This is a genomic window from bacterium (genome assembly GCA_035454885.1).
Classification (GTDB): domain Bacteria; phylum UBA10199; class UBA10199; order JACPAL01.
Window position 1 is genome coordinate 47481 of record DATIGE010000047.1, and the last position, 25307, is coordinate 72787.

A 25307-nucleotide genomic window follows, 5' to 3' on the forward strand; every position below is an offset into this window, starting at 1 on the left:
TTCGGTCGCCCGTGAGATAAGTTGTGTGACGGTTCCTGCGGCTGCAATTCTAAGCGCAAAGCCCCTACAGGTCCGGCGGAAGGAGAAAGGTCGGGCCGAGGCGGAAGTTGAGGATGTATTCGAAGTCGCCTCCGACGGGGTTATCCACGGCGGCGAAGTAGTTCCGGATCTCGACGCGAAACGCGAGCCAGGAAATGTTCGGCCGAATCTTCATGCCTCCGCCGACGAATCCGCCGATCCGGTTCGATCCGTCGAACCGGACGACGCCGGCGCCGAGGGAGGTGAAGAGGTCCGCCTCGATCATCGATTTGCCGCTCCGGAACACCGACGGCATCGTGACGACGAATGCGCCGTCCATCATGTAGACGTTGTCATTAGCCACCGTCGCCCCGAAGGCGCTGGATCGATCCGGGTTGGACGGACTCCAGGCAAAGTCTCCGGCGATTCCCAGGGTGTTCGTGAAATTGAACTGCAGATTGCCGCCCACGACGAAGGAGTGATTCAATTTCTCGCCCAAAAAATCGCCGCCGTAAGGGGAGAGTTCAAAGCGGCGGCTGACGGCCTTGCGGCGGTCGTAATCGAGGGCGTCGGGGATCTCCTCTTGGTGCTTGTCCTTGGCGCGGGCGGCGACGGACACGAGGAGGAGGGCCAGGAGCACCAGAAGGTTAATGACGCTTAACGTTTTCTTCATTTCTTCATCCCGCCCCCCTCGGACCTATAGAGAAAGATCAATCAAATCAACGAATTAAATTCCTCTTTTGGAGCCCCTGCCTGGCACGCCCCCTGCACTCTCGATCGCTGGGAGATAAACACCTATGAAGACGACGAATCGCATCTTGTCCGGCTGTGGAACCCTGGGGGCCCTGTTATGGATGCTCGCCTCTTGCGGGGGCGGCGGGGCCTCGGGTCTTCGGGTGGAACCGTCCGAGACGCGCGCGTCGGAGACGGTCCTCCTGATCGGAGAAGGATTGGAAGAGGGGGACACGGTTTGCTTCGCCCCCAAGGGCAAGGGCTCGGGTTGCGGCTTTCCCTCGGTCCTGGAAGGGTTGGAGCCCACGGGGGACAAAGACGGCGAGATGCGGGCGCGCGTGACCATTCCCGGCCTCATCCTTCCCGGGGACTATGAGATCAGGATCGGTCGCGGCGATGACTTCAGCGAAAGCGCGGACCTGACCGTTCTGCCGCGCAACGGCGCGGATAAGGACGGCGACGCGGGCGAGGCCCCGGCGCCTGAAGGAGACGGCGGCGAGGTCATCACGCCGGACAACCCCTCGGGCGGGACGAGTCCCGATGTCCCCGACCCGACGACGCCTCCGACCCCGGCCCCGGTCGACGAGCCTTTTGGCCTTTCGCTCGACGGCACCCAGAACCTGACCGAGACGCGGCTGGACCTGATCCGCGTTCAATACAAGGCCACCGGGCCCGTGGCCTCGCTTTACCTCTACGCCCCCTTGAGCCCCGACGGCGATTGCGAGGGGGACCTGGTGATCGACCCCTCCGGAAACGACCTGAATGCGGGAAGCGCGAATTACTTCAAGTACGAGCCCCTCTTGAACGGCACGGCCTGCGACGAGGCCCTGGGCAACTGCCGCGGTTTCACGGCCCAGCCGGCGGCGCCCCTCCACTGCCGGATCGACCTGGCGCAGAACTCGGGCGTCTTCTACACGCGCCTCCGCCACCCGAACGCGACCTACACCCTGGTCGCGCAATCGAGGGACGGCGGCTTCCTCGAGACAGCAAAGACCTTCACGGCTGCGGAGCCCACCTTGACCCCCAAGATCGAGATCTCCGCGACCAAGCCCCTCATCATGGTCCGGTTCGACTTCGCTCACGCGATTTCCGATCCCTCCTTCACGATCTCCGGCGCCTGCCTTCCGGACCCGGCGGCGCCGAGGATCGTCACGAGATATCCCAACGGCAGCGGGACCTTTCAGCAGGGTTGCCGGCTCACGCAAAAAGAGACCGCGATCTCGATGACCGTGCCCGGCCTCGGGGCCTCCACGATACAGGCCGTCACGGTGAAGCTGGGCTACCCCGAGACGAAACTCCAGAAGGGGGCGATCTCTTCGTTGCCGAGCGAGCCGGGCGCGATCAACCTGTATCCGAGCCTGGAACGGACCTACGATGTGACGGACGTCGCCACGGGAAACGTCTTGTTCACCGGCTCCATCCCCTGGGCGCAGGAGATGAAGCTTTACGTCCGGACGTCTCAGAGCTTCATGCAGGAGGCGAAATATGAGATCCTCCGTTCCGTACCGGCGAATTCTGCGGAGGCGCTCGGGACGGTCTTCAAGGATGTCGTCCGCGACCACACCCACAGCGCTTGGCGGCTCTCGGTGGTCGATTTCGACGGCCAGGAGCACGAAGGAGCCTCCGTCTCGGCGGGCTACGAGTCGGAGCTCATCGACGTCAAGGTCCAAACCGGGCGAAAATGGTACGACCCCGCGGGTGTCTTCCGGTTGAGTGGGGAGTTCACGGCCAGGCACGCCAAATCGCTCGAAGTCCGCTGCAACATGCTTGACGGTTCGGGCAGAAAGATCGGCTATTTGGACGAATCGATCCCGTTCTCTCCGGACGTTTACGACAGCCAGACGGTCAAGGAGGAGTTCGTCGTACGCGGCGAGGGTGCGGAGTGTTTCTACGTGATGATCGATTTTGACGGCCAATGGGTCCCGTGGAACGAAGGGCGGGCCGAACGGTACAGCAAATAATGAGGTAAGGCGTCCCGCTTCCCGCGGGACAGCGCTCGCTACGGCTCGTCCCGAAACCACAAAAACTACTGGCTCGGGACGTCCCTTGCCTTCAAAGATCTAAGGGGAAAGGGACGTAGAGGTCGCTAGTCAAAACACGTGCCAAAAATTCTGAAAGGGGCTTATAATAATTGACAATTCCAGGTATGTTTCCGTCGATAATCAAAATGATAATCACTATGCTTCGGAAAATACTTCTGATTTTGGCGGTCCTTTCCGTCTCCGGCGGGGCCTCCGGCTGTCTGACCGGGACCGGACGGACGGGGGGAGCGCCCGGGACCGGCCCCATGCTGGCGCCCGTGACCGACGGAGTCGGCCGATCCGAGGGGGGAGGGCTGCCTTCCTCGGGCATGGGCGGCGGGGATGTCCCGTCGGGGGTGACGGACCGGGGAGGCGGTGACGGAGCAGGCGATCCCTCCGACGGCTCGACGACCGACGCGACCAGTGACGCGCCGATCGTCGTCTCCGGCCTGCCCCTCGGCATTTCGCCGGCCCCGCACTGCATTCAGCCGGGGACCTCGCTCTATTTTTCGCCGGTGCAATTGGCCGTGACGGGCGCCGTCGACGGCCTCGGACGGATCGAGATCCTCGTCAAGACCGAACTCTTGGCGCAAAGCGGCACCGCCGTGCCCGGGCATGTCATTGACCGAGTCATTCCCTTTTCGGCCCCCGAGGATCCCCTGAAACAGTACGGCCGGGCGGCGACCTTGGACGGTTGCCTCTTCGCTAGGCTGTATGCCCCTCCGTCGGCGGCCGGCAAGTTCGTGAGGATCGCGACGGCCGAGCCCATCTGCCAGTCGGACTGGGATTTGGAGCCGGTGGTGGGGTCGTCCTACTCGTTCCGGATCAAGGATCAAGGGGCCGGCTCGGACCCGCAGGCGACGGGGGCAGTCAACACGGCCGGCGATGCCATGGCCATGACGATGACCAAGGAAGGGAGTGAAGGACCGCGGGTGAATGTGAAGCGATTCGGGGGCGGGAGTTCAGCGCAGGCGTCCCTGGAATTCGCCATCCCGGCGATGACGCCCGTGTCGTCCCTCCCCGATTGCGGCGGCCTCGACACAGGGATCCCGCCTGTCACGTCCCCTGCCGTCAACAAGGGCACCTTGATGGAGAGGGCTCCCTAATGCGTCGGTTCGCGCTCATTCCCGCCATGGCGGCTTTGTGCCTCGCCGGCTGTCCGGCGCCGGGCGCGACGTCACGGGGCGGCGGATCGTTCGTCTCCGCGGTCTCACCCGACGGGGCGGCGGGGCCCGACGGCCGCATCGGCGTCGCTGCCGCGGACGGGGGTGCGGAAGGCGACGCCGGAGGCCCGGCGCCTGCGGACACAAAGGGCACGTCCTCCGATGAAACCTCGGAGACTCCGGTCAACATCGTCGGCGTGCCCATCGCCATGACGCCGGGCGACTTGTCTTGCATCGATTCAAGCAACCAGGTTTCCTTCAAGGATCTCGAGACGGCGGTCACCGGCCGGATCGATGTGGAGGGGAGGCCCGAGACGTCGATCAGGGTGCGCCTCGTCGGTTCTTACGGGGGGATCCAAATGCGAGGGGCCGTCTCCGTCCACGACACCGCCTTTCCCGATTCGGATCCGTGGCGGATCGCTACGGGTTCCAACGGCTGCATCATGCTGAAGATTTATGCCCCGCCGGGACGCGTTCTCCGGTTTCTGGCCTCGGTGCCCTGCTGCCAGCCGGATCTGGGCGTCGGGGAGGCGACCGAGGCCATGGCGGCATTGAAGATCGGGCCCGGCTGTGCGCCTAAGACCGCCGAAATGGCGTTGACGATCCCGGGTGAGACGGAAGCCAAATCCGTTTCGCGCTGCGACGGTTGGACGGGAGAGTTCGGTCAGCCGGCCTCCCAAACGGAGTCCGGGGTGATGGAGATCCGCCGATGATCCCTAGGAAAGGCATCCTGAGGACGTTTTGCACCTTGGCCCTCCTTTCTCATCTGGGATTGGGGTGCCTGGCGAAGGGCGCTCAGACGGCGGGGGGCGTGAGCCTGACCCCCTTTGCCAACCCGACACCGGGCGGCATGGCCGGTCCCGAGGCCTCAGGCGTTTCATCGGCCATGGGAGGTCCCGACGCTGGGATTACGGACGGGGCCGGCGAGTCGGACCCGTCGGGTGGGGAGGTGAGGACCGAGGAAGGGACCGTCAGCGATACGCCGATCACCGTGGTTGGGGCGCCGCGCGGCCTCAGCGGCAAGGGCTCGGAGAACTGCAAAGAGACGGGCTTCACCCTCTGCTTCGCGGACGTGAAGGTCGTCGACCTAGGGCCGGAGCCGGAGACCGACCGCCGCCAGTACCGGATTGAAGGGTGTCTCCTCAAGAAGTTCGGCGACTCGGGGCCCTTCGTGGGGGTGAAGAACAATCCGATTGAATTTCAGGACCTCCTTTTTCCCGAATTGGTTCTGAAAAGCACTTCAACCGGCACAACGTGCGACATCCAGCAACCGAGCGTCGTGGCCGGCCGGCCGAACCCGGCCCCGCGCGTCCGCCTCAAGGCCGCCTACTGCGGGAGGGTGACAACCTTGGATCTCCCGCTTCCGGAGCCGGCTTCCTCCCCCCTGACGTTCGACCCGTGCGGCGCGCCCGGGCCGACCGATGTCTCTTCGGGCGGCGACGGGGGAGGGAAGACGAACGACGACGTCAAGGGAGGGATCCAGACGGTGCCGCCCAGCACAACGGAAACGCCCCCGTCCCCCCCCGAAGATGAGCCGTCGGGTCCGGCCGATCGCCTCGAAGTGTCCCCCGGGTATCGGAGACCCTTGGGGGAGATCGTCAGCCCCTAGAAAAATAGCTTGTTTCTAAAAAGAATATCTTTTCTTGTAGTCATTTTCTTATCATTACGATAAAATAGTTTCTGTTTAGTAACTAACCCTTGTGTTTCTGATGGGAACTGCTTCTTCAGACTATCGTATTGAGAGATCGTTGGGCCGGGGTGGGATCGGCGAGGCCTTCCTGGCCCTCGAGACGGCCACCGGGAGGCGGGGCGTCCTCAAGCGCGTCCTCAAGTCCTCGCTCGCCAAGAAGATCGATTCGCTTCGGAAGGAGTTCGAGACCCTGAGCCGTCTCGCGCATCCCAACATCGCGCGCGTCTTTGCGTCCGGCGAGGACGACGAGGCCGTCTTTTTCTTCGAGGAGTTCGTGGACGGCAGCGACCTCTTCGCGGCCACGCTGGCCGCGGACTACAACCAGATCCTCTCCTGTCTCGTCCAGGTCCTCCGGGCCCTTCACTACCTTCACGGCCAAGGTCTCCTTCACGGCGACCTGAAGCCGGAAAACATCCTCGTCGTGCGCGGCGCGCCGCTCTTTCGCGATGACGCGGTCAAACTGATCGATTTCGGCCTCGCCCGGCATCTGGAGGACGTCAGTCCCAAGGACAAGCCGTCCGGCACCATCCATTTTCTGGCGCCGGAGGCGCTGGCCGGCAAGGGCTATGACCACCGCGCGGACCTCTTCGCCCTGGGCGTTTGTCTCTATAAGATGCTCGCGGGGCGATACCCCTTCGAGGAAGAGCGCGGGAACTTGAGCCGTCTCATCGACGCCCAGCTGAAAAAGACGCCGCCGGAGCCCAGGACCTTCCGCGCGGACCTCTCGCCGGGCCTGAACGACCTGACGATGAGGCTCATGAAGAAGGATCCTTCGGAGCGCTTTGAAGACGCGCGCCGCGTCCTGGAGGCCTTGAACGCCGCCGAAGGAGAGTCGTTCGCGCTTCGGACCGTCTCCGAGATCAAGACCTCGTTGCACAACCGCCGATCCTTCTTCCGGGTCAATCCTCCCGAAGAGACGGCCGGCGATGAGGCCGCGAAGCCGTGGGCGCGCGAGGAGACGGAAACCTTCCTGAAGGACCGATTGATGACGGATCCCCTGCCGCCGGAGGTCTTGGAGGCGGCCGTTCGGATCGCCGGGTGTGTTCCCCTTCGCGTGATCACCCTCGTGGAGTTCTGGCTCGCGGACGGAACCCTTCGAGTCGACGGGGACCGCGCCGTCTTCGATGTCGCGCGCCTCTCCTCCGCCCGGAGCTTCGACGACGTCGTGGCGATGAGGCTTTTGAACCTGGAGGCGAAGAAAAAGGAGATCCTCTCTCTTTGCGCCTTTTCCCGGGTCCCCCTCTCGGCGGAGCTGGTCCGGCGGATCACGGGGGACGCCTCCGGGGACGCCGCCGCGCTTCTCGATCAGCTGGAGAACGAGGGCTGGCTCGTCCGCGGGCTGGACGACGGCCGGGACGCCTTCCGCGTGGAGGGCGAACGGCGGGACGAGCTTATCCGCTCGCTCGCCTCGGCCGCGACGCCGGCGGAGCTCCTCGCGCTGGTCCGTGAAACCTATCTGGCCGGAAATCATCTCCGGGCGCGCCTGCATTTGGAGGAATGGCTCCGGCGTTTCGGGGAAGGCGTCGAAGGCGCGCCCCGCCCGTTGCGCCAGGAACTTTTTGAAACGGCCTCCCTCGTCCTCCTCGAGACCGGCGATCTCGACCGGGCGGACGCCTTCGTCCGGCGTCTCCTCGAACTGCCCGATCTGACCGACGTCCAGCGGGGCAAGGCGTTCAATCGCTTGGGATGGATCGCGCATAGCCGCGGCCGTTACGCCGAGGCGGAGGCGATCTTCCGCCAGGCGGAGGCCCCCTGGGAGAGATCCGGCGACCCCCGGGGCCGGATGTCCGTGCGGAATTTTCTCGGAATGACCCGGCAGGCGCTCAAGGACTTCGAAGGGGCGATGGATCTCTACCGCCAGGCGCTGGGTCTCCTGCCGCAGGGCGACGAGTGGCGGCCGGTCATCCTCATGAACATGGGACTCTGCGCCCAGGAGGCGGGGGCGTTCGACGACGCCCTCGCTGCGATGGAATCGGCCCTTCGGGAATCGGAAACCGGCGCGAGCCTCCAGACGCGCGCGGCGATCTTGGGCAATCTGTCCCATCTCTATCTCACGCTCGGGCGGCTCGACCGGGCCGGGGCGCTGGGACATGCGTCCCTCAAACTCGCGATCGAAAACGGGCTGACGGGGCTGGAGGGCCAGAATTACCTCTTTCTCGCGCACGTGGCGGACAAGGAGGGCCATGTCGAGGATTTCGGCCGATACGTCCAAAAGGCCCGGGGGGCCCTCGGGCGGGCCGGCACGGCGGCGGAGCGGGCGCGGGCGGCCCTCTACGACGCTTATTACCGTTTTACGGCGGGGGACGACGCCGGATGCGCCGCCGCCGTGGAGGACATGAGAAAAAATCACCCCGGGGATGCCGAGATCCTCGCCCAATGCGACCTCCTGGAGGGCAAGATGGCCGCAAGGGCGGAGCCGGCCGACGTCAGGCGGGGAGAAGCCGCCCTGGAACGGGCCCGGGGCTATTACACCGCTCGGAACGACGACGCGAATCTGACGGAGATCCTGAGCGCCCTCGGCTGGCTGCTTCGCGCGGAACGCCCCGGGGACGCGGAGGCCCGCCTCCGGGAGGCGCTCGAGACCTTGGACCGGCTCGCGGCGCGCATTCCCGAGGCGTGGCGCGGGAGTTTCTTCCGCGACCGCAAGAGGGAAAAAATTCTGGAGACTTTGGAGCGATTGAATCTTAAAACGACCGACACTTTCAAGGGAGGGGGCCCCCATGGCGAACGCAGGACTCATTGAGATCGCGCGCATCAACCGATTGCTCGCGTCCGAACAAAACGTGAACTTTCTGCTCGAGACGATCCTGGAGATCTCCCTCGACCTCCTCAAGGCGGAGCGGGGTTTCCTGCTCCTCTTGGAGGAGAGCGGCTTCAAGGTCCGCGTCTCGCGAAACATGGACCGGCAGAGCCTGGAGGAGGGGACGGACGAGGGCCGGTTCAGCACGACGGTCGCCCGCGAGGCCGCCGTGACTGCCAAGTCGGTCCTCGTGACCAACGCCCAGGAGGACGACCGGTTCCAGGACGCGGACAGCGTGATCGAACTGGACATCCGCGCCGTGATGGCCGTGCCGATGCGGATGGGCGCGGACGTGATGGGCGTCATCTATGTGGACAACCGCCTGAGCGAGGGGGAATTCGACGCAAGCCATCAAACCCTTCTCGAGGGCTTCGCCGACCAGGCCGCCCTGGCCCTCCGGAACGCGCGCCAGATGGAGGAAATCCGCCGGCGCGGACGGGATCTGGAGGTCTCCCAAAAGCAAATCCAAGAACTGAACGACCTGCTCAAACAACGCCTCGACGTGACGGAGCAGGAATACGCCGCCGTCCGGGAGCGATACCGGCTGCAGCAGGAGGAGATGCATCTCCGGTACGCCTACGACCAAATCGTCGGAAAGAGCCCACGGCTCCGCGACGTCCTCAAGGTTCTGGACCGTGTCACGGACTCGGACGTGACCGTGTTGATCCAAGGCGAGAGCGGCACCGGAAAGGAACTGATCGCCCGAGCCCTGCATTACAACGGCCCGCGAAAGGCGGCCCCGTTCGTGGCGGAAAACTGCGCGGCCTTCTCCGAGCAGCTGCTCGAGAGCGAGCTGTTCGGGCACAAGAGGGGGAGCTTCACGGGGGCGACGGCCGACAAGAAGGGGCTCTTCGAGGTCGCGGAAGGGGGGACGGTCTTTTTGGACGAAATCGGCGAACTCTCGTCCTCCATGCAGTCCAAGCTGCTGCGAGTGCTTCAAGAGCGCCAGATCCGTCCCATCGGCGGCAACGAGTACCGAAAAATCAATGTCCGCGTCATCGCCGCCACCAACCGGGATCTCAAGGCGATGGTCAAGGAAGGCAAATTCCGGGAAGACCTCTACTACCGCGTCAACGTCGTGAAGGTCGTCCCGCCGCCTCTCCGGGACCGCAAGGAAGACATCCCCCTGCTCATCGATCACTTTCTCAAAAAGGTCGAGGAGGAGACGGGGGCGAAGATCAAGGTTCACCCCAAGGCGATGGGACTTCTCCTCCGTTACGACTGGCCGGGAAACATCCGGGAGCTCTCGAACGAACTTCAGCGTTGCGCCGCGATGGGCCTCAAGATCATCGACGCCGAGTCGCTCTCGGACAAGCTCCGGGAGGAGTTCACCCTCGGCCCCAGGGCGACGTCGCTCGACCAACAGGTGACGAGCCTGGAGAAGAACGTGATCGTGGAAACCTTGAAGAAACACCATTACTCGCGCCTCAAGACCGCAAAGGCCCTGGGCGTGTCGCGCATCACGCTCTACAAGAAGATGAAGAGCTACGGGATTCTGGCGAAGAAGTCGGATTATTCGCGGGTGAGCGCCTAGGCATTTGTCTCAGCACTGCTGGGACGGTCAATCCAGAAGAGGCTCTAGAGAAATTTCCTTCGGCTCGACGCCCTTTCGTGACGCCAGCGCGTTCTTGGCGAGCATCATGCCGGTCTCCCACGCCCCGCCCGGGAATTTGTGGCATTCGGCGACGACCTCGGCCAAGGATTTGGCGAAATAGTCCACGTCCGCTTCGGTCATGACGAGGGGGGGCAGGAGCTTGACCAGGTCGATGTCGTGGCCGGCCACCTGCGTGAGGATCCGGTGCTTGGCCATGAGCGGGACGACGATCATCTGGCCGAAAAGGCCCTTGTTCGCGGCGTGGATCATCGCCCAGGCGGCCTTGAGCTTGAGGGACTTGGGGGACTTGAACTCGATCCCCACCATCATTCCCTTGCCGCGGACCTCCTTGAACATCTCGAACCCGCCGCAGGTCTCGCGGACCTTCTCCAAAAAGAGATTCCCGAGGCGCTCCGCGCGCTCGAGGAGCCTTTCCTCCTCGATCAGGTGAAGGGTCGCGAGACCTGCGCCCATCGCCAGCGTGTTTTTCCCGAACGTGTTCGAATGAACCACGCAGCGGTCCATCCGGGAAAAAACCTTCTTGTAGACGTCCCGTTTCATGAGGATCGCCCCCGCAGGGACGAAGCCGCCGGAGAGGGCCTTGGCGACCGTCACCAAATCCGGTTCGATGCCCCAGTGCTCGTAGGCGAACCAGCGGCCCGTTCGTCCGAGGCCGGACTGGACCTCGTCCGCGATCAGGAGCGTGCCGTACTTGCGGCATAGTTCTTGGGCCTGGGGAAGAAACGAATCCTCCGCCACGTAGACGCCCTTGCCCTGGACCGGCTCGAAAATGAAGGCCGCGACGTCCCTCTTCCTGAGCTCGCGCTCGAGAGCGCCGAGATCGTTGCAGGGTATCATCGCACCGGGCAGCAAGTCTCCGAAGCCGGACCGGAACTCGTCGTTCCCGTTGGCCGAGAGGGACCCCAGCGTCAGTCCGTGAAAGGCGTGGTCGAGGTAGAGGATTCGCCCGCGGCCCGTCGCTCCGCGCGCCATTTTGATCGCGCCTTCGACCGCCTCGGTGCCGGAGTTCGTGAAAAAGACGGTGTCGTGCAGCCCCGGCACCAAGCTCAGGAGTTTTTCGGCCAGGAGTCCGGCGACGAGGGCGCAGTCCATCTGGACCATGCTGGTGAGGTCCATGTCGAGAAGGTCTTTGATCGTCTGCTTGATCCGGGGGTGATTGCGCCCGATCGAGAATACGCCGTAGCCGGAGAGGAGGTCCAGGTAGCGGGTTCCTTCGTCGTCGTAGAGGTATTGGCCCTCGGCGCGCCGGTAGACCTTGTCGAAGCCGATCGTGCGCAAGACCTTCACGAACTGCGGGTTGACATGCCGTTCGTGCAGCAAGTAGTTCTCACCCCAGCGCTCTTCGAGTGTCTTCTTGATGTCGAAAGGCATGACGTCGATGGCTACCAACATGAAATACAAAAGGAAAGCTGCTTTTTTGCTCCTTTTGATGGTGTCGTTCACGAGTGATTCGTTCGCATCGGCGCCGGAGGAGGACCCTGTTCTGAAGTGCCCCGAGGCCGATGCGCCTCCGCCGCCGATCTTGGATGCCGACCTGCCGAAGGTGGTCTCCCTCCTGGAATCGCTCAAGGACACGCAAGGCCGGACGGTCTGGAAGACGACCCCCGAGCTTTTGGCGGATTTGAAGGACGTCTTCACGTCAACGCCCCGCAAGACGAAGCTCGAGCAGTTCTTCCAGCTCCTGTTTCTGATTCAGAAACAGGCGGGGGACCGGACGCTTCCGCTGACCGTGGAGCCACCGGTGATCACCGATCTCCTGCTTGCCGCCAAGGTTTTTACGGACCCGGCGTTTCCCAGGCGGATCACGAGCGTGGAACTCAAGCGGAGCGGGTCGAGCGGGGCGCCTCTTTATAAGGTGCAGTTCTCGGACCAGGAGGTTCGTTTTCCCATCAATCAAGGCAAGGGATTCCAGACTTGGGACCAGGGCATGTGCCAGATCGCCAAGGAGCTCGTGTTTTATCCCGGCTTCTCCTTCCGCATCCGCACCGCCCGGAACTCCAAGAACCTCATCGTGGAGCAGTTCGACAAGGTCGAGATCTTCGGCCAGTTCGGAACGCGCAAGATCTTTTCGATCGACTTAAGCTACGTCGATCTGGAGAAGGTGGAATTCATCGCCGGCACCGACCAGGGCAAGGTGAAGGCCCGCGTCGCCCGGCGGGAGTTCGAAGTGAACAAGCATTCCAAGCTCTTCAAGTTCATCGGGACGATGATCCCGAATACCTCCAAGCAGCGCATTGACTGGTAGTTCCGAGAAGCTCATACTTCCTCCAAAATCAAACCAGACAATGCCGCTTCCCGCGGCACGTTGCGTCCGCCAATAAATCGTTGGCAGACGCAATGGAAAACAGAGGAGGGTTTATGGGACAGATCGCCAAGCACGTGTGGGTCAAGGCGGAGAACAAGCCCGGGACGCTCGCCAAGGTGACGGCGCCTCTCAAGGAGGCCGGCGTCAGCATCACCGCCTGCTGCGCCTGGGGCGAGGGGAATCAGGCCAACGTCACTCTCCTCACCGAAAACAACGCCAAGGCCATCGAGGCCTTGAAAAAATCGGGTTTTTCCCCAACCGAGCAGGAGGTCGTGACGACCGTCCTGCCTCATCGGGTCGGGAGCCTGGCCGAGGCGGCCCAGAAATTGGGACAGGCCAACATTGACATCCAGTTTTGCTACGGCACCACCTCCGGAGGCAACGCGCTCGCCGTCTTCGTGACGAATGACAACAAGAAGGCCGCGGGATTGATCTAAGCCAAGTGCCCGGCTTGACAAGCAGTTCCGTCCTTGGAATACCTGACGGACCTTAAGGAGAGCCCTATGGCCGAAGCGGCCCCCTCGATGGAAGAATACGCGGTCAGCGAGGCGTGCATCGCCTGCGACGCCTGCTGCAACGACTTTCCCGACATCTTCGTGATGAACGCGGATCACACCCGCGCGATCGCCAAGAATCCCTCACCCAAGGGCAAGTTCGACCCTTGGGACATCATCTATGACTGCCCCGTCGACGCCATTTCACTCATCAAGGGCGAGCTGCCGCCTCCGCCGGAGGGGAAGAAAAAGAAGACGGAAGCCGCCGTCGCCGATGCGGGACCCGTGGAAGACAACCGGCCTTGGGAGATTCGATGGAGCGAGGCCCAGCAGCTCCGGGGCGAGGAGTCCTACTGGGAACGCATGAAGCGCTACGGCATGGCGACGACGATGGAGGAGACGGGCAAGCAGATGCTTCTGCGCGTGGCCTTGCCCGAGCGCGTTCCGGATCACGCCCTCAAATACAAGTGGAACCTCCCGGACAAGATGCCGGACTACAAGTTTGACATCCAGCTCGCCCGGGACGGAAGGGCCCTCAAGCTCAAGGGCTGGCTCGACGACCAACGCGTGCGCAAGCTCTGCGGCGTCGCCAATTCCTTCCCCGACCGGTTCTTGAGGGAACTCGAGTTGCCCGCGAAGGCCAAGGAGCTCAAGTTCAACTACAATCCCCAGGACAAGGTCCTGGACGTCGTGATCGACAAGGCCGTTTGACCGTGTTGATCGATTCCCACGCGCATATCCATTTCAAGGATTTCGAAGGAAAAATCGACGACTTGTTGAACCGCGCGCGCGACGCGGGCGTCGGGGCGATCGTCAACGTCGGCACCGACCTGGCCTCCAGCCGCGAGGTCGTTGTTCTCGCCGGGAAGTACCCGCAAATCTTCGCCGTGGTCGGCGTCCATCCGCATGACGCGGCAACGATGAAGGAAGGCGACCTTCAAGCGCTTCGTGAGCTCGCGCAACATCCAAAAGTCGTTGCCGTCGGAGAGGTCGGCCTCGATTATTACTACGAACACTCGCCGAGAGAGGTCCAACAGGCGAGGCTCGCCGACTTCATCCGCCTGGCGCGGGAGGCGGGCAAGCCCCTCGTGATCCATTGCCGGGACGCTTCCGGAAGCCCTCGGGAAGCCCTTCCCGGGCTGTCGACGCCCTCCGGTGCTGTAGACGCTTTCGAGGATTGTTTCCGGATCTTCGACGCCGAGGACGCCTGGGGCGTTGGCGGTGTCTTCCATTGCTTCACGGGCGATGCGAAGACGGCGGCCTTCATCGCGTCGAAGGGCTTTTACGTTTCCTTTTCCGGCATCGTGACCTTCAAGAAGTCGACCGCGCTTCAGGAGGCGGCGAGAACCGCGCCCATGGACAAGATCCTCATCGAAACCGATTGCCCGTTTCTGGCCCCCGAACCGCACCGCGGCAAGCGCAACGAGCCGGCCTACGTCCGCCTCGTGGCGCAAAAGATGGCCGAGCTTCGGAATGTCCCGTTCGACGAGTTGAGCCGTCGTACCGCCGCCAACACGAAGGCACTATTCCGTGCGCTCCTCGACCAATGAGGGGCCCAAGTGGTCGTCTAGCTCCATCAGGAAATCGCCCGGATCTCGTCCTTTCTTCCTTTTATCGATCGCCGCCTTCACGTAGGCCCGGGTCGCGGCCCCGGCGGATCGAAAACGGTCGGTCACGATCTCGAAGACTCGCCGGTTGGCCTCGGCAAAGGCCGGGCCCTCACGGATGAAGTCCTCCGGATCGCTGTTCGACTTGCCCTTGTCGCCGTCGGAATAGAACTCCTCGCGGCCCGTCAGGGCCTTCCCCGTCATCGCCGCGATGGCCCTGGAGAGATCCGGATAGAGGCGGTTGGAGGCGTCCCGAAAATCTCGGGATTTGTCCAGGTTCGTGCCCCGGAGGGCCGAAAGGGCCTTGTCCCTCATGCCCCCGTCGCGGCCCTGGGGGTCGGCCACGTAGGTCTCGAAGAAACGGTGGGCATTGGAGACGACGTGGACGAAGCTCCCCATGAACCCCTTTTCGTCCCAACCCCAGGAGAGGAGGACCCCCAGGCCCTGCTTGAGGAGGACCGGCGTGATCTGTCCTGTGTGAAAGGGCTGGTGGAGGTCTTGAAGGTAATGGAGGCCCCCCGCCAGGAACCTCCAGCCCCAGTAATCCTCGTCCAGGGCGAAGGCGAGACCCGAGAGGTCAAAGTAGATTTCGATCCTTCGGGAGGCCTCTCCGATCGCGCGAAAGGGGAAGCCGAAGGTCGAGACCGGATGTTTGAGGGAAAACGGGGGCTTTTCCATGTGCCGGAAGGCCTGGGAGTTCGGGCCTTGGATCGCCCCGAACCACTTCTGGTCGGGGAACATCGGCTGCGGATTTCCCTTCCCGTCGCGGACAAAGAGGTCCTGGTCCCGGCCGTCGTCGGCGTCCGTCGCGTAGAGGGACAGGATCTCGATCGGCGTGAGGGTCTTTTTGCCCTGGGGAGAGCCTTCCGGGTCGCGGAGGGACTCGACGGCGCCGATGTCGATCTTCGGGTTGATCTTCAAATAGTAGGAAAACTGCCAGGCGTCCCCCAATTCCGGGCGAATCGACCGAAGCTTTTCCAAAAAGGAGGAAAGGGGGTGGATCTCGACGGACTCGTCCAACCTCCAGTCACGGGAGACGTCCTCCAGGGCGAGCCGCGCCATCTCCCGGTGGTCGCTCAGATTCCAGCCGAGGGCGTTCAGCGGAAGACAAACGGCCAAGAAGGCGAGAGAAAGGGTCCGGCTTTTCATCGGCTCCTCAAATTGTCCTCGAAGAGATCGACGATCTGCCGCTCGTGCCGCTTCCCGTCGGTCTCGTTCCATTCCCAGAGCATGCCCGGGCTCGTGATGTTGACCTCGGTCAGTTTTTCGCCGATCACGTCGGCGCCCGCAAAGAAAATCCCATTCCTCCTCAAAAAGGGGCCGAGGCGCGCGCAGAGCCTCTTTTCGCGCGCCGAGAGGCGGGTTCTCCTGAGCCGGGCCCCCAGGTCGGGATTGGCCAGGAAACCGCCGGGAGGGGGGATGCGCCGGAGGGCCCCCAGGGGCCTTCCGTCGATGAGAAAGATCCGTTTCTCCCCCCGGGAGACCTCCGGGAGGAAGGCCTGGACCATGACGGGTGCCCGGCCCCCCCGGGTCATCTTGCGGACGATGCGGTCAAAGTGGGGATGGCTCGTATCGGCGCGTTCCACGCCCCGCCCCCCGAAGCTGGAGAGGGACTTGAGGACGACCGTTCCACCGATCTTTTGAGCGAACCGGCCGATGGCCTTCGCGTCGGCCGTCACGCGCGTCGGAGGGATCCAATCCGGGAATTCGAGAATGATCAATTTCTCGTTCCAACGGGCCAGGGACCGGGGGGCGTTGCAGACCCACGTCGGAGACGGGACACGGGACAATAGACGGGCCGCGCGCAGGTACGTCCCGTCAACGGGGGGGTCTTTTCTCATGACGATGAGGTCGAAGGCGGAGGCCGGCAGGAGGCGCTCCTTGGAGAGCCGGAAATAGGGCGATTTTTCCAGGACGGCGGCCGGATTGGCCCGAATCCGGACCTCCCGGCCCTTCGTCCCGAGCTTTTGAGGATCGGAGACGAAGACGGCGTGGCCGCGGCGTTGAAACTCGAGCAGGAGGAGGTGCGAGCTGTCTTTGCGGAGGTTGTACGGTCCGTTCGGCCCTTTGAGGGGGTCGAGAATGCCGAGGATTTTCATACGTTGGAAAAGACAAAGGCCCCATGACGTCTTCCGACGCCAGGAGGCCTTCGTCAAGCTATTGGCTAGCTTCCTTCACGAGCCGTAGCGAGCGCTGTCCCGCGGGAAGCGGGATTAGCCCACCGCCTTGCGCAGTTCCTTCCCCGCCTTGAACTTGGGGACGCTGCAAGCCCGAATATTGATCTCCGCCCCCGTCTGGGGGTTCCTCCCTTTGCGAGCGCGCCGCTTCGAGACGGAGAATGTGCCGAACCCCGTCAAGGCGATGCGATCGTTCTTCTTGAGCGCCCGGGTGATGTTGCCCGTCACCGAGTTGAGCGCCTTTTCCGCGACGGCCTTGGAGCACTTGCAGTCCTTGGCCACCGCGGCGATCAATTCCGCTTTGGTCATCTGGAATCACCTCCTTCCTGTATAATTATGTCTAACGCACGCCGGCAGCGGCTTTCCCGCCCACGCTGCCCGCTAAGCCGCCATTGTTCTATCTCGGCGGTCCTTGTCAATGAAATTTAGGGGAGGATTTTTACTTTTCCCTTTTTTTGCCGAAAAACCGCCAGGCCTTGATTTTTCTGGGCTTGCGGTCGGCTAGTTGGCACGAGTTTTGGATTGCATTTGGCCCAAAAAAGCGGCAAAAAACCCGCACGATAGCGAACGGAGGAAGGCTTTCTTGGGCACCGAAATCATCTCGGTCAATATCGAAGACGAAATGAGGGATTCCTACTTGGATTACGCGATGAGCGTGATCATCGGGCGGGCGATCCCCGACGTCCGCGACGGCCTCAAGCCCGTCCATCGCCGCATCCTCTACGCCATGCTTCGGGAAGGGCTGCTCTCAAACAAGAAATTCTCAAAATGCGCCGGCGTCGTCGGGGAGGTCCTGAAAAAGTACCATCCCCACGGCGACTTGGCCGTCTACGACGCCTTGGTCCGCATGGCCCAGGACTGGAATCTCCGGTATCCTCTTATCCACGGCCAGGGCAATTTCGGTTCGATCGACGGCGACCCTCCGGCGGCCTACCGGTACACGGAGGCCCGTCTGATGAAGCTTGCCGAGGAGCTCTTGGCGGACATCGACAAGGAGACGGTCGATTTCATCCCGAACTTCGACGGCTCGACCGAGGAGCCGGTGGTCCTGCCGGCCAAGGTTCCCAATCTGCTGATCAACGGCTCGGACGGCATCGCCGTCGGCATGGCGACCAAGATCCCCCCGCACAACCTGAGGGAGGTCTGCGACGCGCTGGTCGCCCTGGCCAAGAATCCCGGACTGACGATCCCGGAGATCATGAAGATCATCCCGGGGCCGGATTTCCCCACCGCGGGCTTCATTCACGGACGCGAAGGCATCAAGGACGCCTACACCACCGGCAAGGGCATCATCCAGATGCGCGCCAAGGCGGTGATTGAGCCGGTCGCTCGGGGCGACAAGGAAAACATCGTCATCACGGAGATCCCGTTCCAGGTGAACAAGGCGCGTCTGATCGAAAAGATCGCCGACCTGGTCCGCGACGCCAAGGTCGAGGGCGTGAGCGACATCCGCGACGAATCCGACAAGGACGGCATGCGGATCGTCGTGGAGCTCAAGAAGGGGACGGTCGCGGGCGTCGTCCTGAACCAGCTCTACAAGCACACGGCCATGCAGTCGACCTTCGGCGTCATCATGCTGGCCATCGTGGGCGGGCAGCCCCGGACGATGAACATCAAGGAGATGCTCGAGCTGTTCCTGGAGCATCGCAAGGAAGTCGTCACCCGCAGGACGGCCTTCGAGCTCAGGCAGGCGGAGGCCAGGGCCCATGTTCTGGAAGGCCTCAAGATCGCCCTGGATCACCTGGATGAAGTGATCGCGCTGATCCGCAAGTCGAAGACCCCTCAGGAGGCCAAGGACGGCCTCATGACCAAGTTCGATCTCTCGGAGATCCAGTCCCAGGCCATCTTAGATATGCGACTCCAACGCCTGACGGCGTTGGAGCGAGACAAGATCATCGAGGAATACGAGGAAGTCATCGCGCTCATCAAGAAGCTCAAGGCCATCCTCAGGGACGAAAAACTGATCTTGGGCATCATTGTGGACGAGGTGAGCGAGATCAAGACGAACTTCGGCGACGAGCGACGCACGCAGATCCAGGGGGAGACTCAGGAGCTTTCCATCGAGGACCTGATCGCCGAGGAGGACATGGTCGTCACCATCTCCCACGGCGGATTCATCAAGCGGAATCCCATCAGCATTTATCGCGCCCAGCGGCGCGGGGGGCACGGCAAGACGGGCATGTCGACCGGCGAGGAGGATTTCGTCAGCGACCTCTTCATCGCCTCGACCCACAGCTACGTCCTGATTTTCACAAGCTTCGGAAAGGTGCATTGGGTCAAGGTCTACGACATTCCCCAGGCGGGGCGTACCGCGAAGGGCAAGTCGATCTCGAACCTGATCCAAATGGGCAATCACGAGCGGCTGGCCGCCGTCCTGCCCGTGAAGGAGTTCGTGGAAGGCAAGAATATCATCTTTGCGACCAAGAACGGCGTCGTCAAGAAGACCGATCTCACGGCCTACAGCCACCCGCGCGCAGGCGGCATCATCGCGTTGGGCGTCGAGCAGGACGACGAGCTGATCGAAGTCTCTCTGACGGAGGGCCAGCAGGGGGTCCTTCTTTCCACCAAGGAAGGCCAGGCCATCCGGTTCTCCGAGGACGACGTCCGTCCGATGGGCCGGGGGGCCACGGGCGTGATCGGTATCCGGTTGGGCGAAAAGGATCAGGTCGTCAGCATGGAGGTCCTGCGCGAAAAGGCGACCGTCCTGACCGTCACCGAAAACGGCTACGGCAAGCGCACGGACGTCGAGGAATACCGCATCCAGTCGCGCGGCGGCAGCGGCATCATCACGGTCAAGACGACGGACAAGAACGGGGCCGTCGTCGGCGTCAAGCAGGTGACCGATGACGACGATGTCATGCTCATCACCAACCAGGGCAAGGTGATCCGAATGAGGGTCAAGGAGATCTCCGTCATGGGCCGCAACACCCAGGGCGTCCGGCTCATCCACCTGGAAGAGGGCGAGAAGGTCGTCGCCTTCGCCAAGCTCGCCGAAAAGGAAGAGGATGCGGGCGCTTAAGCCGGCCTTCCTCTTTTTTTCTCTGGCCGTTTTCGGCGGCTGTCAGCAATCGGCCGATTCATTCATCGTCATCAAGAAGACTGGTGGGGAGACGCTTCAAGTCCGGGTGGAGGTGGCGGATACGCCGGCGCTTCGGTCCCGCGGCCTCATGTTTCGCGAGGAGTTGCCCGAAGGGACCGGGATGCTCTTCGTCTTTCCGGCGGTAACCTCCGGCGCCTTCTGGATGAAAAACACGCCGATTCCCCTCGACCTCATCTTCGTCAAGGCGGGCGCGATCGTCGCCCTGATCGAAAACGCCGTCCCTTTTGACGAGACCCCGCTCTCGCCCGGGGCGTCCTATACCATGGCGCTTGAGGTGCCCGGGGGCTACGCCTCGCGCCACGGCGTGCGCGTGGGAGACGGGTTCGAATGGAGAAAGCGGGAATAGGCCGTTAATTGGTAGCCGGGGCGGGGGGCTCGGCTGGAGCACCCGGTTCCGCGGGGGCGGGAACGGCCGGCTCGACGGGCGCGGAAGATGCTCCGGGCGTCGTGGGCGCACCCGGCGCCGGGGCGGCCTCGTCCTTCTTGGAGAGATACTCGACCTTGTACTTCTTCTTCAGGTCGTCCAGGAGGGTGGTGCGAATGTCGGCCTGGAGGCGGAACTTGATGCCCGCCTCGGCCTCCTCCAGCGGTTGCTGCTTCTTTTCTTCCAGCACTTTGACGACGTGGAAGCCGTCCTGGGTCTTGATCGGCTCCGAGATCTCGCCCGCCTTCATGGCGAACGCCTTCTCGGCCACCGGCAACCATCCCCAACGCTCGAGTCTGCGGTCCTTGATCGTGATGTAGCCCAGTTCCCCCATGGCGCTCTTGGTGCGGTCGTCCTCGGAAACCTCCTTGGCGACCTTGCCGAAGTCCTCGCCCTTGACCAGGCGGTCGCGGACGGATTCGGCCAATTTCAGGGCTTCCTGTTCCGAACGCTTGGCCGTGGGTTTTTTCGCGTCCTTCTTCTCGTCCTTTTTCTCTTCGGGCTTGGCCGCCTCCGCCATGGCGGCGCGGATCAGGATGTGCGCGACCTTCACGCGCTCGAATTCGTCCTTGTGGGCGTCGTAGTATTCCTTGACCTTCTTATCCAATTCCGTGTCGAGAAGGGCCTGGGCGACCAGGATCTTCTCGTACAAAGCGATCTTGTCCTTGAGGTCCGCCGCGCGGTTCAGGCCCCGGTTGACGCTCTCCTGATAGAGCATTTCCTGCTCCACGTAATTTTCCAGGACCTTCTGCCGTCCCTGGGGCGTTCCGAGCCGCGGTTTCAGGCGCGGATTAACCCGTGCCAACGTTTCGAGATCTTCGTTGGTGATCTGAGCGCGCCCAACCTTGACGAGAGGCTCTCCCCCCTTGCCGCAGGATGCAGCGGTCGTCAGAACAAGTGAAGCGAGAACGGCGATGGTGAGTAAACGGAATGACGGCATACGAGAATCCCCCTTTGTTCGATGCGCCATGATAAGAAAGCGGCGCGTTAAGTCAAATGAAAACTCTTTAATATTAAAGGCCTACACAATTCTGAAGTCGGTGAAGCTCCCATGGAAGTCTTCCCAATTCTCGTCGATTTTGTCGACGCGCGCCGCCGGCGGCCCCCGGCGGCACCAGACGACGATCTCTTCGACCGCCGTCTTCTCACCCTCGAACAACGCTTCGACCTGGCCGGACGGTAGATTTCGGACCCATCCGGTCAACCCACGGCGTTGGGCCTCTTCTTCCGCGTACATTCGGAAGCACACGCCCTGAACGCGGCCGGAGATGAGGACATGGACACGGGCTTTGGTCACCCGTCCTTCCTACGTTTCCGCGCTTGCGGCATCAACCGAATTCATCGGAAGATGGCAGCACACCCTTGGGGTGCGATTCAGGGTGTTTGATTTTTTGGAGGAGCTGAAACGTGCGAATCATGTGCTTAGATGTGGGTTCAAAGACCATTGGCGTCGCGATGAGCGACCCCTTGGGCTGGATCGCCCAGGCGGTGAAGACCATTCGACGGGGGGCGACGCAGGACGACAGCCTCGATCTCAAGAAGATGATCGAGGAGAACGAGGTCAAGACGATCGTCGTGGGGCTCCCCCTCAACATGAACGGCACCGAAGGACCGCAGGCCGCGAGCGTGCGGCGCTTCGTCGACGAGATGAGGAAGGTCATCCCCGACGTTCCTGTCGAGTTCTGGGATGAGAGACTCTCTACCGTCGCGGCAGAAAGGGGACTGTTGGAGGCCGATCTTTCGCGTGCGAAGCGGAAAGGCGTCATCGACCAGATGGCCGCGGTCCATATCCTTCAAGGCTATCTTGAGGCCCGCCGGGGCGCGGAGTCCGAAGGAGACGGCGAATGAGACGCCTCTTCGCAGCCCTCATGATCGCACTGGGGGTCGTGGCCGCCGTCTTCGGGGTCAGTTTCGTATTCTTTCTGCGGACTTCGTCCCCGTCGGCTGAGCCCCAGACGGTCGTGGTGGAAAAGGGCACGACCGTCTCCAAGATCGTCGAGGTGCTGCATGCCAAAGGCGTCGTCTCGCGGCCTTCGCTCTTCAAGGCGTACGTCCTCCTGATGCAGGCCGCCCCGAAGATCCGAGCCGGCGAGTACGTCTTCGCCCCGGGACTCACGCCGCCGGAGGTGTTGGCGCAGCTCCTGAAGGGGGATTTTTCCACGCGCCGGATCACGATCCCCGAGGGATGGTCGGTGAAGGAGATCGCAAAGTCTCTCGCGGCCCAGGGTCTGGTGAGCGAGGAACGGTTTTTGGAAAAGGCCCGGAACTTGGAAGGCACCCTGTATCCGGACACCTATGAAATCTACAAACCCAGGGACGAGGGGGAGGTGCTCAAGCGGTTCACGGACCGGTTCGAGGAGGTCTGGAACAAGGAGTTCGCCGCGCGCGCGGCCTTCGTGGGGATGAGCCGGCAGGAGGTCGTGACGCTGGCCTCGATCGTGGAGAAGGAGACCGCAAAGGCGGACGAGCGGCCCCTCATCGCGTCGGTTTTCCTGAACCGCCTGAGGCGGGGCATGCCGCTGGCCACCGACCCCTCCGTCATTTACGGCATCTCGAACTTTGACGGCAACCTGACCAAGCGCCATCTGAGCACGCCCGGCCCTTACAACACGTATCTCAACGTGGGTCTGCCGCCGACGCCCATCGCGAATCCCGGAGAGGACGCGATTCGCGCCGTGCTGTATCCGGCGACGACGGAGTACCTCTACTTCGTCTCCAAGAACGACGGGTCGCATTATTTCTCCAAGACTCAGGAGGAGCACACCGCGGCGGTGAGGAAGTATCAGATCGAACGAAGACGGCCCTGATCTGCGGGTGGTTTGCCAGAACCTTTTCCGATTCAGCGGGACCCAGGACGAAAAGGCCCGTGGCCAGGGCGTCGGCCGTCGTCGATGTCGGGGCGATGACCGTGACGCTTTTCAATCCCATGGCGGGTTTTCGGATTCGAGGGTCGATGATGTGGGCCCCGCGCTCGTATTGACCCGAGGTCGAGACGGCTTGGTTCTCGGCCTCGATCTCGCAGAGGATTTCGGCGGAGCCCGGTACGTCCGGGTTTCGAATTCCGATCGTCCAGCGGCCGGAGGCGTAAAGATCCCCCGCGTCAACGAGGAATTTCTTAAAACCGGCCCGCCGCAGAATACGTGACATGGCATCGACGATGTAGCCCTTGGCGATCCCTGAGACGCCGATTCGAACGCCGGGACGCAAATAGGCGAGACCCAATTCCGGGATAACGACGACGTCCCGGAACGTAATATTCCTTTTTCGCGACGCGAAGGTGATGTCGAACGCCCCGTCCGTCATCTCCGAGATCTCCCGCGCGCGGAGAAGGATTTTCGTCATCTCGCGATCGACCGGCACCAGGGCCTTGCCGGCGTTCCGGTTGAGGAGCGTAGCCTGGCTGCCTTTCCGCCACTCGCTCACCGAATGTTCGAGGCGCCGGGCTTCCGCGAACGCCTTTTCCATGGAGGAGAAGGCTTTTCCCTTCTTGGACGCGGCGGCCTCGACGGTCATGGTGACTTGGACGTCGCCCATGAGGACTTGGGTGCGGGCGAACGTCGCGGCTTGGAGAGATCCCGGGACGAGGAGGAGTGCGAGAAGAAGGGCCCGTCTCATGGCGGGACCAGCTCGTGCTTCTTAGGCCCTTTGGTCAAGCGTTTCCTGCGCGCCTTCTCCATCGTCATCCACGCCCGGAAAGGGGCCGCCGACGGCCCGGCCGTCCCGGACCAGGCGGTTGAAGCGTCGTTTGGCCTCCCGGTCGCGGGCGATTTGGGGCGCGGTGTGGCTCCGGAAGGACGCAAGGGAGAGTTCCGTCAGGCTCCCGACGCCGACGGCGGCGCGCAAGAGCCCGTCCTCGTTCAGGCCGATTCTTCGGACGGTGACCGAAAGGGCGCCCATCTGGTTCGTCTCCGAATCGTTCGGCACGAAAATACCCTTCGACTGCAGGAGAGAGGCCAAGGGCTCGATGGAGCCGCCGACGGTATCGATGACGTTGTTTGCGGCGCCGATGACGGCCCGGACTTCGGAATTCGCCAGGTACTCGGCGACCTCCTGCGTGATCGGGTGGGGTCCGGCGTTGGGGGAAAAGATCGTTGTTTCGGGCGCCTGGGCCAGGGCCGAGGACAATTCGGCGACGATCGTAATGTTGTTTTCCTGGACCGCCGAGAGGAGAGCCGGGTCGATGTCGCTCTTGGCGCCTACCTGCAGAAAGAGGGGAGCCTTGATCCCGTCGCGCCGGGCGGCGGCGAGTTTGTTCACATCGATGTCCATGATGCCCGAGATGGAATGACCATCCTGCACGGCGAACCGGACCATCGGGGTCCCGACGTTGCCGTAGCCTTGAAAGAAGATGGGCCCCTTGTGACCGCTGAGCAATTTTTGCCGCGTCGTTCGGAGAGCCTCATAGACGCCCCGGGCCGTCAAAGGGCTCGGGTCGCCCATGCCGGCGTAGGTGGGGAAGAGATGGTCTTTGGCCCCCATGAAATTAAAGGGCGCGATCTCCGAGAAATAGGTGCAGAGACCAGGCGTCATGTTTTGATCGGAACCGCTGATGTAGATCCCGAGCTCGCGAGCCACCGAGGCCGTGACCGCCACGGCGTCGCGACGGCCTTTTTCGCTTGCAGGATGAGAGGCCGTAGCCTTGCCCCCGCCCAAGTTGGTGAGGACGGGGTGGCCGATCGCTTCCAGGTTGGCGTCGATGAACTGCCACTTGGTCGTCATCGCCGTGGACTTGCGGACGACGTCGGCGATGAGCGCCGCCTCCGACTTGTTTTCGCGCGGGTCGTCGCTGAAGAGCATGATGCCGCCGAGGCACTGGAAGGCGCCGTTTTGGATCGCATTCCACTCGTTCCGGATCGCGCCGTGCAGGAAGATGGCGCCCAGGACCTGGGCCTCTTGGTTCCGGTAGAGGACGAGGCCGAGCCCGTTCTCCCACAGAGGCGTCAGGGCGGGGGCCAGGGCGGCGCCGAGGTCCGCGGCGCGCGGCAAGAAAAGGACCTCCGTACCGCTGGAAATCCGGGTCGGCGTGAATCCGTCCGCGGGGTTTTCCATCGTGGCGAGATTCGGGAGAACGCCGCTTTGAAAGGTGTGGGCGGCGAAGAGATCCTGGATGAGGGGGGACCGGAACGCGGGAACGGCACCGACGGCCATGGCAACCTCCTAT

At 62.9% G+C, this 25307-nt stretch carries 22 protein-coding genes and 1 pseudogene; 14 read left to right on the forward strand and 9 right to left on the reverse strand.

Features of this window, described 5'->3' with window-relative positions:
* Nucleotides 1-64: 64 nt before the first annotated feature.
* Nucleotides 65-691 (reverse strand): hypothetical protein, encoded by a 627-nt coding sequence (locus VLJ37_08470; protein HSA59703.1) that lies wholly within the window; start codon nt 689-691, stop codon nt 65-67.
* Nucleotides 692-815: 124 nt separating this feature from the next.
* Here VLJ37_08470 and VLJ37_08475 point away from each other — a divergent pair, with 124 nt between their 5' ends.
* From VLJ37_08475 to VLJ37_08500, 6 genes are all read left to right on the forward strand, one after another.
* Nucleotides 816-2711 carry a hypothetical protein gene (locus tag VLJ37_08475; GenBank protein ID HSA59704.1) on the forward strand — a complete coding sequence of 632 codons (1896 nt, stop codon included), beginning with the start codon at nt 816-818 and terminating at the stop codon, nt 2709-2711.
* A gap of 218 nt (nt 2712-2929) precedes the next feature.
* Nucleotides 2930-3877, forward strand: a complete 948-nt coding sequence (locus VLJ37_08480) for a hypothetical protein (protein HSA59705.1) — start codon at nt 2930-2932, stop codon at nt 3875-3877.
* A complete protein-coding gene (locus tag VLJ37_08485; protein HSA59706.1) occupies nt 3877-4647 on the forward strand; it encodes a hypothetical protein in 771 nt (256 codons plus the stop codon). The genes VLJ37_08480 and VLJ37_08485 overlap by 1 nt, the downstream gene beginning before the upstream one ends.
* Nucleotides 4644-5543, forward strand: coding sequence for a hypothetical protein (locus VLJ37_08490; GenBank protein HSA59707.1), 900 nt, complete (start codon nt 4644-4646; stop codon nt 5541-5543). The genes VLJ37_08485 and VLJ37_08490 overlap by 4 nt, the downstream gene beginning before the upstream one ends.
* Nucleotides 5544-5643: 100 nt before the next feature.
* On the forward strand, nt 5644-8367 hold the full coding sequence (locus VLJ37_08495) for a protein kinase (GenBank protein ID HSA59708.1): 2724 nt from the start codon (nt 5644-5646) through the stop codon (nt 8365-8367).
* Nucleotides 8345-9958: a sigma 54-interacting transcriptional regulator gene (locus VLJ37_08500; protein ID HSA59709.1), complete on the forward strand. Its 1614-nt coding sequence runs from the start codon at nt 8345-8347 to the stop codon at nt 9956-9958. Before VLJ37_08495 ends, VLJ37_08500 begins: the two co-directional genes overlap by 23 nt.
* 27 nt (nt 9959-9985) lie before the next feature.
* Here VLJ37_08500 and VLJ37_08505 read toward each other — a convergent pair whose 3' ends face one another.
* Complete coding sequence (locus VLJ37_08505; protein HSA59710.1) at nt 9986-11431, reverse strand: aspartate aminotransferase family protein; 1446 nt, start codon at nt 11429-11431, stop codon at nt 9986-9988.
* A gap of 40 nt (nt 11432-11471) precedes the next feature.
* Here VLJ37_08505 and VLJ37_08510 point away from each other — a divergent pair, with 40 nt between their 5' ends.
* From VLJ37_08510 to VLJ37_08525, 4 genes are all read left to right on the forward strand, one after another.
* On the forward strand, nt 11472-12284 hold the full coding sequence (locus VLJ37_08510; protein ID HSA59711.1) for a hypothetical protein: 813 nt from the start codon (nt 11472-11474) through the stop codon (nt 12282-12284).
* 113 nt (nt 12285-12397) lie between these two features.
* Nucleotides 12398-12781 carry a hypothetical protein gene (locus VLJ37_08515; protein ID HSA59712.1) on the forward strand — a complete coding sequence of 128 codons (384 nt, stop codon included), beginning with the start codon at nt 12398-12400 and terminating at the stop codon, nt 12779-12781.
* Between the two features lie 66 nt (nt 12782-12847).
* The gene (locus VLJ37_08520) at nt 12848-13549 is read left to right on the forward strand and encodes a ferredoxin (protein ID HSA59713.1); all 702 of its coding nucleotides are present in this window, start codon (nt 12848-12850) and stop codon (nt 13547-13549) included.
* A 2-nt stretch (nt 13550-13551) separates the two neighbouring features.
* Entirely contained in the window at nt 13552-14388 is an 837-nt protein-coding gene (locus tag VLJ37_08525; protein HSA59714.1) for a TatD family hydrolase, read from the forward strand.
* Here the strand turns inward: VLJ37_08525 and VLJ37_08530 are convergent.
* From VLJ37_08530 to VLJ37_08540, 3 genes are all read right to left on the reverse strand, one after another.
* Nucleotides 14362-15594 carry a hypothetical protein gene (locus tag VLJ37_08530; protein ID HSA59715.1) on the reverse strand — a complete coding sequence of 411 codons (1233 nt, stop codon included), beginning with the start codon at nt 15592-15594 and terminating at the stop codon, nt 14362-14364. The two genes, VLJ37_08525 and VLJ37_08530, sit on opposite strands and share 27 nt — an antisense overlap.
* On the reverse strand, nt 15591-16544 hold the full coding sequence (locus tag VLJ37_08535; GenBank protein ID HSA59716.1) for a glutathione synthase: 954 nt from the start codon (nt 16542-16544) through the stop codon (nt 15591-15593). The genes VLJ37_08530 and VLJ37_08535 overlap by 4 nt, the downstream gene beginning before the upstream one ends.
* Nucleotides 16545-16658: 114 nt before the next feature.
* A complete protein-coding gene (locus VLJ37_08540) occupies nt 16659-16931 on the reverse strand; it encodes an HU family DNA-binding protein (GenBank protein ID HSA59717.1) in 273 nt (90 codons plus the stop codon).
* Nucleotides 16932-17205: 274 nt separating this feature from the next.
* On the opposite strand from VLJ37_08540, the gene gyrA reads away from it, so the two are divergent.
* Nucleotides 17206-19641, forward strand: a complete 2436-nt coding sequence (gene gyrA / locus VLJ37_08545) for a DNA gyrase subunit A (protein HSA59718.1) — start codon at nt 17206-17208, stop codon at nt 19639-19641.
* A complete protein-coding gene (locus VLJ37_08550; GenBank protein HSA59719.1) occupies nt 19628-20068 on the forward strand; it encodes a DUF192 domain-containing protein in 441 nt (146 codons plus the stop codon). The genes gyrA and VLJ37_08550 overlap by 14 nt, the downstream gene beginning before the upstream one ends.
* Nucleotides 20069-20072: 4 nt before the next feature.
* Here VLJ37_08550 and VLJ37_08555 read toward each other — a convergent pair whose 3' ends face one another.
* Nucleotides 20073-21086, reverse strand: coding sequence for a peptidylprolyl isomerase (locus tag VLJ37_08555; protein ID HSA59720.1), 1014 nt, complete (start codon nt 21084-21086; stop codon nt 20073-20075).
* 81 nt (nt 21087-21167) lie between these two features.
* Nucleotides 21168-21443, reverse strand: a complete 276-nt coding sequence (locus VLJ37_08560) for an acylphosphatase (GenBank protein HSA59721.1) — start codon at nt 21441-21443, stop codon at nt 21168-21170.
* 110 nt (nt 21444-21553) lie between these two features.
* On the opposite strand from VLJ37_08560, the gene ruvX reads away from it, so the two are divergent.
* A complete protein-coding gene (gene ruvX, locus VLJ37_08565; protein HSA59722.1) occupies nt 21554-21994 on the forward strand; it encodes a Holliday junction resolvase RuvX in 441 nt (146 codons plus the stop codon).
* Complete coding sequence (gene mltG, locus VLJ37_08570) at nt 21991-22953, forward strand: endolytic transglycosylase MltG (GenBank protein HSA59723.1); 963 nt, start codon at nt 21991-21993, stop codon at nt 22951-22953. Before ruvX ends, mltG begins: the two co-directional genes overlap by 4 nt.
* Before the next feature lie 46 nt (nt 22954-22999).
* Here the strand turns inward: mltG and VLJ37_08575 are convergent.
* Nucleotides 23000-23761: pseudogene (locus tag VLJ37_08575) on the reverse strand (FAD:protein FMN transferase).
* Nucleotides 23762-23782: 21 nt separating this feature from the next.
* Nucleotides 23783-25294: a hypothetical protein gene (locus VLJ37_08580; protein ID HSA59724.1), complete on the reverse strand. Its 1512-nt coding sequence runs from the start codon at nt 25292-25294 to the stop codon at nt 23783-23785.
* Between the last annotated feature and the right edge of the window lie 13 nt (nt 25295-25307).

Bases quoted from the DNA above. Each gene is read 5' to 3' on its own strand.
- VLJ37_08495 (HSA59708.1), top strand. From the start codon at position 5,644: ATGGGAACTGCTTCTTCAGACTATCGTATTGAGAGATCGTTGGGCCGG.
- VLJ37_08555 (HSA59720.1), bottom strand. From the start codon at position 21,086: ATGCCGTCATTCCGTTTACTCACCATCGCCGTTCTCGCTTCACTTGTT.
- VLJ37_08530 (HSA59715.1), bottom strand. From the start codon at position 15,594: ATGAAAAGCCGGACCCTTTCTCTCGCCTTCTTGGCCGTTTGTCTTCCG.
- VLJ37_08475 (HSA59704.1), top strand. From the start codon at position 816: ATGAAGACGACGAATCGCATCTTGTCCGGCTGTGGAACCCTGGGGGCC.
- VLJ37_08500 (HSA59709.1), top strand. From the start codon at position 8,345: ATGGCGAACGCAGGACTCATTGAGATCGCGCGCATCAACCGATTGCTC.
- mltG (HSA59723.1), top strand. From the start codon at position 21,991: ATGAGACGCCTCTTCGCAGCCCTCATGATCGCACTGGGGGTCGTGGCC.
- VLJ37_08550 (HSA59719.1), top strand. From the start codon at position 19,628: ATGCGGGCGCTTAAGCCGGCCTTCCTCTTTTTTTCTCTGGCCGTTTTC.
- VLJ37_08485 (HSA59706.1), top strand. From the start codon at position 3,877: ATGCGTCGGTTCGCGCTCATTCCCGCCATGGCGGCTTTGTGCCTCGCC.
- VLJ37_08535 (HSA59716.1), bottom strand. From the start codon at position 16,544: ATGAAAATCCTCGGCATTCTCGACCCCCTCAAAGGGCCGAACGGACCG.
- VLJ37_08515 (HSA59712.1), top strand. From the start codon at position 12,398: ATGGGACAGATCGCCAAGCACGTGTGGGTCAAGGCGGAGAACAAGCCC.
- VLJ37_08490 (HSA59707.1), top strand. From the start codon at position 4,644: ATGATCCCTAGGAAAGGCATCCTGAGGACGTTTTGCACCTTGGCCCTC.
- VLJ37_08580 (HSA59724.1), bottom strand. From the start codon at position 25,294: ATGGCCGTCGGTGCCGTTCCCGCGTTCCGGTCCCCCCTCATCCAGGAT.
- VLJ37_08470 (HSA59703.1), bottom strand. From the start codon at position 691: ATGAAGAAAACGTTAAGCGTCATTAACCTTCTGGTGCTCCTGGCCCTC.
- VLJ37_08540 (HSA59717.1), bottom strand. From the start codon at position 16,931: ATGACCAAAGCGGAATTGATCGCCGCGGTGGCCAAGGACTGCAAGTGC.
- VLJ37_08480 (HSA59705.1), top strand. From the start codon at position 2,930: ATGCTTCGGAAAATACTTCTGATTTTGGCGGTCCTTTCCGTCTCCGGC.
- VLJ37_08520 (HSA59713.1), top strand. From the start codon at position 12,848: ATGGCCGAAGCGGCCCCCTCGATGGAAGAATACGCGGTCAGCGAGGCG.
- VLJ37_08505 (HSA59710.1), bottom strand. From the start codon at position 11,431: ATGTTGGTAGCCATCGACGTCATGCCTTTCGACATCAAGAAGACACTC.